Annotated in this window: 6 protein-coding genes; 4 read left to right on the top strand and 2 right to left on the bottom strand. The window is 57.7% G+C overall.

Annotation, left to right across the window (positions count from 1 at the left end):
• From VEZ52_RS07835 to VEZ52_RS07850, 4 genes are all read left to right on the top strand, one after another.
• On the top strand, positions 1-149 hold a 149-nt coding region (locus VEZ52_RS07835; protein ID WP_324836338.1), incomplete at its 5' end, for an aconitase family protein.
• A 69-nt stretch (positions 150-218) separates the two neighbouring features.
• Positions 219-713 carry a 3-isopropylmalate dehydratase small subunit gene (leuD, locus tag VEZ52_RS07840; protein WP_324836333.1) on the top strand — a complete coding sequence of 165 codons (495 nt, stop codon included), beginning with the start codon at positions 219-221 and terminating at the stop codon, positions 711-713.
• 200 nt (positions 714-913) lie between these two features.
• Positions 914-1,987 (top strand): 3-isopropylmalate dehydrogenase, encoded by a 1,074-nt coding sequence (leuB, locus tag VEZ52_RS07845; protein WP_324836334.1) that lies wholly within the window; start codon positions 914-916, stop codon positions 1,985-1,987.
• A 98-nt stretch (positions 1,988-2,085) separates the two neighbouring features.
• Positions 2,086-2,943 (top strand): (Fe-S)-binding protein, encoded by an 858-nt coding sequence (locus VEZ52_RS07850; protein WP_324836335.1) that lies wholly within the window; start codon positions 2,086-2,088, stop codon positions 2,941-2,943.
• A 54-nt stretch (positions 2,944-2,997) separates the two neighbouring features.
• Here VEZ52_RS07850 and VEZ52_RS07855 read toward each other — a convergent pair whose 3' ends face one another.
• On the bottom strand, positions 2,998-3,891 hold the full coding sequence (locus VEZ52_RS07855; protein ID WP_324836336.1) for a DMT family transporter: 894 nt from the start codon (positions 3,889-3,891) through the stop codon (positions 2,998-3,000).
• Between the two features lie 144 nt (positions 3,892-4,035).
• Positions 4,036-4,849, bottom strand: an 814-nt coding sequence (locus VEZ52_RS07860) for a septal ring lytic transglycosylase RlpA family protein (protein WP_324836337.1), incomplete at its 5' end; no start/stop codon positions are given.

The raw sequence follows: 4,849 nt of genomic DNA on the forward strand, positions 1-4,849 counted from the left end.
TGGGCGATGGCGAACGCGCCGTGGCCACCACCAACCGCAATTTCAAGGGCCGCATGGGCAGCCTGAGTTCCGAGGTTTATCTGGCAAGCCCCATCGTGGCAGCCGCTTCGGCCATTGCGGGTTGCGTGGCCGGGCCTGATCAGCTGTAGGCAGCACACATCAGCACCTGCCTGCGCCCCGGGCCACCGCGCCCGGCGCAGAGAAAGAAGGACAGCCTCATGAATTACAAAGGTAAGGCCCACAAAGTGGGCGAGCACATTGATACGGACGCCATCATTCCCGCGCGCTTTCTGGTGACCACCGATTCCAAAAAGCTGGGCGAAAACTGCATGTCCGGCCTTGAACCCGACTGGGTCAAGCGCGTGACCCCCGGCGACATCATGGTCGCGGGACGCAACTTCGGTTGCGGTTCTTCCCGTGAACACGCGCCCATCGCCATTCTTGGCGCGGGCATGCACGTGGTGATCGGCCACAGCTTTGCGCGCATTTTTTACCGCAACTCCTTCAATATGGGCCTGCTGCTCATGGAAGTGGGCGATGACGTGGACAAGATCAATGACGGCGACGAGCTGGAAATCGACGCCGCCACCGGTATTATCCGCGATCTGACCAACGGCGCGCAGATAACCTGCCCCCCCCTGCCCAAGTCCATGACTGCCATTCTGGATAAGGGCGGGTTGGTCGGCTATGTCAAGGAACGCCTGGCCAGCTAATTTTTTACATAATCTTTTTGGCCAGGCCTGCGGCAAAGTGGGCTTTTGCCTCCAGTCGAATATCTATGAGTATACTCCTGTCGGCAAAACCCCATTTTTCTTGTCCTGGCGCAAAAATCTTCATGTAAAAAAATAGCTGGTATGTCGGTAAATATGAAAAAATAGGCATCAACAGAAAGAATTGAGTTCAAGGATATTTTATGAAAAAGACCATCTGCCTCTTGCCGGGTGACGGCATCGGCCCGGAGATTCTGGCCGAAGGTGTTAAGGTTCTCAAGGCCGCCGCTGAAAAGTTCGGCCACGAATTTGTTTTTGACACCGCCCACATCGGCGGTTCCGCCATTGATGCGGCTGGCGACCCCCTGCCGGAAGAAACCGTGCGCAAGTGCCGCAGTGCCGATGCCGTGTTTCTGGCGGCTGTGGGCGGCCCCAAGTGGGACGCCCTCGCGCCCGAAAAACGCCCGGAAAAAGGCCTGCTGCGCATCCGCAAGGAGCTTGAGCTTTTTGCCAACCTGCGCCCGGCCATGCTGCTGCCCGAACTGGCGGGCGCGTGCCTGCTGCGGGCCGATATTGCCGCCAAGGGCCTTGACCTCGTGGTTGTGCGCGAACTGACCGGCGACATCTATTTTGGCGAACCGCGCGGGCAGGAAATGCGCGATGGCCTGCGCACCGGCTACAACACCATGGTGTACAACGAGGAAGAAATCCGCCGCATTGCTACGGTGGCCTTTGAAACGGCCCGCAAACGCCGCAACAAGGTCTGCTCTGTGGAAAAGAGCAACGTGCTGGAAACCTCGCGCCTGTGGAAGGAAGTGGTCATTGAAACGCACCGCCAGTATGCGGATGTGGAACTGACCCACATGTACGTGGACAATGCCGCCATGCAGCTTGTGCGCGATCCTTCGCAGTTCGACGTGATCCTCACGGGTAATATTTTTGGCGATATTCTGTCGGACGAAGCCTCGGTCATCACCGGATCGCTGGGCATGCTGCCCTCGGCCTCCATGGGTGCTTCCGGCCCCGGCCTGTTTGAACCCATCCACGGCTCTGCCCCCGACATCGCGGGGCAGAACAAGGCCAACCCCCTTGCCACCATTCTTTCCGGGGCCATGATGCTGCGCCTTGGCTTTGACATGGGCAAGGAAGCCGATGCCATCGAGGCTGCAGTGCGCAAGGCTCTGGCCGATGGTTTCCGCACCGGCGACATTATGGAGCCCGGCAAAACCCTGCTGGGTTGCAAAGAAATGGGCGACAAGGTTGTGGAGCGGCTGTAGCCGCTGCTCCGAACCATTTCAAAAGGCCGTCCGCACCATGGGGCGGCCTTTTGTGGTTTACCATGCAGACTTTTGCATAAGGGCATAGAGGCGGAATTATGAAAGTGACCACAGGCAAGCTGAGCGACTGGGTAGTCAAAAGCGCGTGCGGCAGGAATTTTGAAACGCAGCTCCAGGATGTAGCAACCACAGGCCAGCACGGCGCGCCGCAGGTGTTGCGGGCCATGGCTCTGGGGGCCAACGGTTTTGCAGGTGTGCCGCAACAGGCGGATCTGGCTCTTGTTTTCGGCTGTTACAGGCCGTTCAGCACTCCCAATATTTTGCGCGAGGTGGCGTGGATTTTGGGTCGCCTTGGCATGGCCCACACCTGGCTGGAGAAAGAAAACTGCTGCGGCTTGCCCCTGATGCATCAGGTCGCCTCAGAGGACAGGCCGCAGATGGTAGAAACCGCCAAGGGTTTTGTGCGGGGCAACAGCTCTGCGGCAGCGCAGAAGGGGGCATCCCGCCTCGCATACTGCTGCGCAGGCTGCGCGCACGTGGCCGAGTCGGTTGATGCGGGGGGCGATGTTTCCCACAGCTATATTCTTGACGTGCTGCTGGACGCCCTGAAGGAGCAGCGCCTGCAAATCAAGCCCCTGAAGGTGGCCTATTTTGAAGGATGCCACACCTCTTACCGCAGGCACTTTCCGCAGACATCGCTGAACTGGCCCGCTTACAGGCAGTTTCTTGAAGGGGTGGAAGGTCTTGCCGTGCAGGATGTTGCGGGTGGCCTGTGCTGTAAAAATCAGCCAGAGCGCATTGTGGCGGCGGCGCTGGATGGCGGCGTTGACGCTCTTGTCTGCGCCTGTTCCGGCTGTACTGTAGCCCTGCGCGGGGCTGGTCAGGGCAGGCTCCGGGTTATGAGCTATACCGAATTGCTGGCCCGTGCCTTGGGGTATGAACCCTCAGGGTTGTAGCAGCGTTGAAGCAGAAAATAAAAAAACGCGGCAAATATAATTTGCCGCGTTTTTTTATGCGTGTTTGTGGCGCTGAAAAAAGGCTGTTATTTGCTTGCCGAGCATAACCAGTACAACCGATGCGGCAATAAAGGCCACCCCTGCGACCAGCGACATGCTGAACGGCTCGCTGAACACCAGAATTCCCACCACCACGGCAGTTACAGGCTCCATAACGCCAAGGATGGATGTCAGCGTGGAGCCGATGCGCTGTACGGCAAGAATGAGGGTGAGGTTTGAAATAACGGCTGTCACCACAGCCAGCAATGTTGCGAGCAGCAGTTCCCACCAGGAGTGCAGGGGCTGGAATGAATCCGCCAACAGGGCGTTGGCCCCGGATATCACCGCCCCAAAGGCCAGCACGTAAAAAGTCATCACCAGGCCGCTCATGTTGGGAATGCGCGCGGCATAAATAGTTGTGATGTACACGGCGTTGCACAGGGCGGAAAGCAGAAGCAGGGCCACGGCTAAGGTACTTGCCCCGCCCATGTCGCCGTCACTTCCGCCGCAGAGCAGATATACGCCAGCAATAGCCAGCAGGATGGACAGGGCCGTGATCCAAGAGAAGCGCTCGTGATAAAACACAATCATGATCAGCATGACCATGACGGGGTAGGTAAATTGCAGCGTTGCCACAACACCGCTCGGCATGTGCTTGAATCCCCAAAAAAAGAGCAGGGCAGCCATGGTGTACATGAAACTCATACCGGCAAGCTTGCACAGGTCAATGCCGCGAGCGCTGAATCTTTCGCCGCGCACGGCAAGCACCAGGCCCAGCACCACTGTGGCAATGGCAAAGCGGTAGAACAGGGCGGAAGGCCCAGAAACGCCGCCATGCATCAGCGGCAGTGTAAACAGAGGGATAAGGCCAAAGGCCGCAGAAGAAATAATACTGTAAAAAAAGCCCATGACATCCTTCTTGGTAGGGAATAACAAACAGATTCCATACCGGGGAAGCCGCAGTGTGGCAAGCTTGCGCACGACATAAAAAAACGTCCCCGGTATACACCGGGGACGTTGTCGCGCGTGTGCAGCGCGGAAGGTATTGCGCTGTTACTTGGATTGATCCATGACCACTTCAGCCTCGGGGTGAACCTGGCGCAGTGCTTCATGCATGGCCGCAGCATCCGCGAATGCGCGGAAGGGGCCGATTTTTTCATCACCCTGAGCGGCGTTGTAGCGCACAAAATATGCTTCGTCGGGTTTGAGGGGCGTGCCGCTTTCGTCACTGATGACTTCCAGCTTGACCTTGCTGATGCCTTTATCATCAATATCAATCTGTTGCGCAGCAGCAAAGGAAAGATCAATGATGCGCCCGCGCACAAAGGGGCCTCTGTCCGTCACACAGACCATAACGCTCTTGCCGTTATTTTGGTCGGTGACGCGAACAACCGTGCCCATGGGCAAGGTGCGGTGCGCGGCGGTAAAGGTGTACATGTCGTAATCAAGCCCGCTGGCGGTCGAGCCGCCGTGGAAATCGCGTCCGTACCAGGAGGCTTTGCCAGACATGATTTCGCTTTCCTGAGCGCGTTTCAGCCAGATATCACGGCTGTCTGTGCTATCCCGGCGTTCTTTTTCGGATAAGGATGCAGTGGGTGAGGATTGGCGTTGCTTGGATTTGGAGCGCGATTCAGCTTTATCGCGCTTTGAGCGCGAGCTGTGCGAAGAGGCGGTTTTGTCACTGGTCTTTTCGCGTTTGGATTTGCGAGTCTCAGTGTCGCCGGAAGACTTTTTGGCGGCGTGGGGGGTAGCGTTCGAATGCTTTTGATCGGAGGGAGCGCTTTGTGAAGCCGCGTCGGCGTTCATGGGGGAGGCCAAAAGCATGCATAAGGCTATGGCCGCCAGCACTAATGGCCAGCGTGAATAC

The sequence above is a fragment of the Desulfovibrio sp. genome (assembly GCF_035644575.1).
In the GTDB taxonomy this organism is placed as follows: domain Bacteria; phylum Desulfobacterota; class Desulfovibrionia; order Desulfovibrionales; family Desulfovibrionaceae; genus Desulfovibrio.

What these genes read in the sequence shown, in the direction of transcription:
- leuD (WP_324836333.1), top strand. Translation starts at nt 219, where the DNA reads ATGAATTACAAAGGTAAGGCCCACAAAGTGGGCGAGCACATTGATACG.
- VEZ52_RS07855 (WP_324836336.1), bottom strand. Translation starts at nt 3,891, where the DNA reads ATGGGCTTTTTTTACAGTATTATTTCTTCTGCGGCCTTTGGCCTTATC.
- leuB (WP_324836334.1), top strand. Translation starts at nt 914, where the DNA reads ATGAAAAAGACCATCTGCCTCTTGCCGGGTGACGGCATCGGCCCGGAG.
- VEZ52_RS07850 (WP_324836335.1), top strand. Translation starts at nt 2,086, where the DNA reads ATGAAAGTGACCACAGGCAAGCTGAGCGACTGGGTAGTCAAAAGCGCG.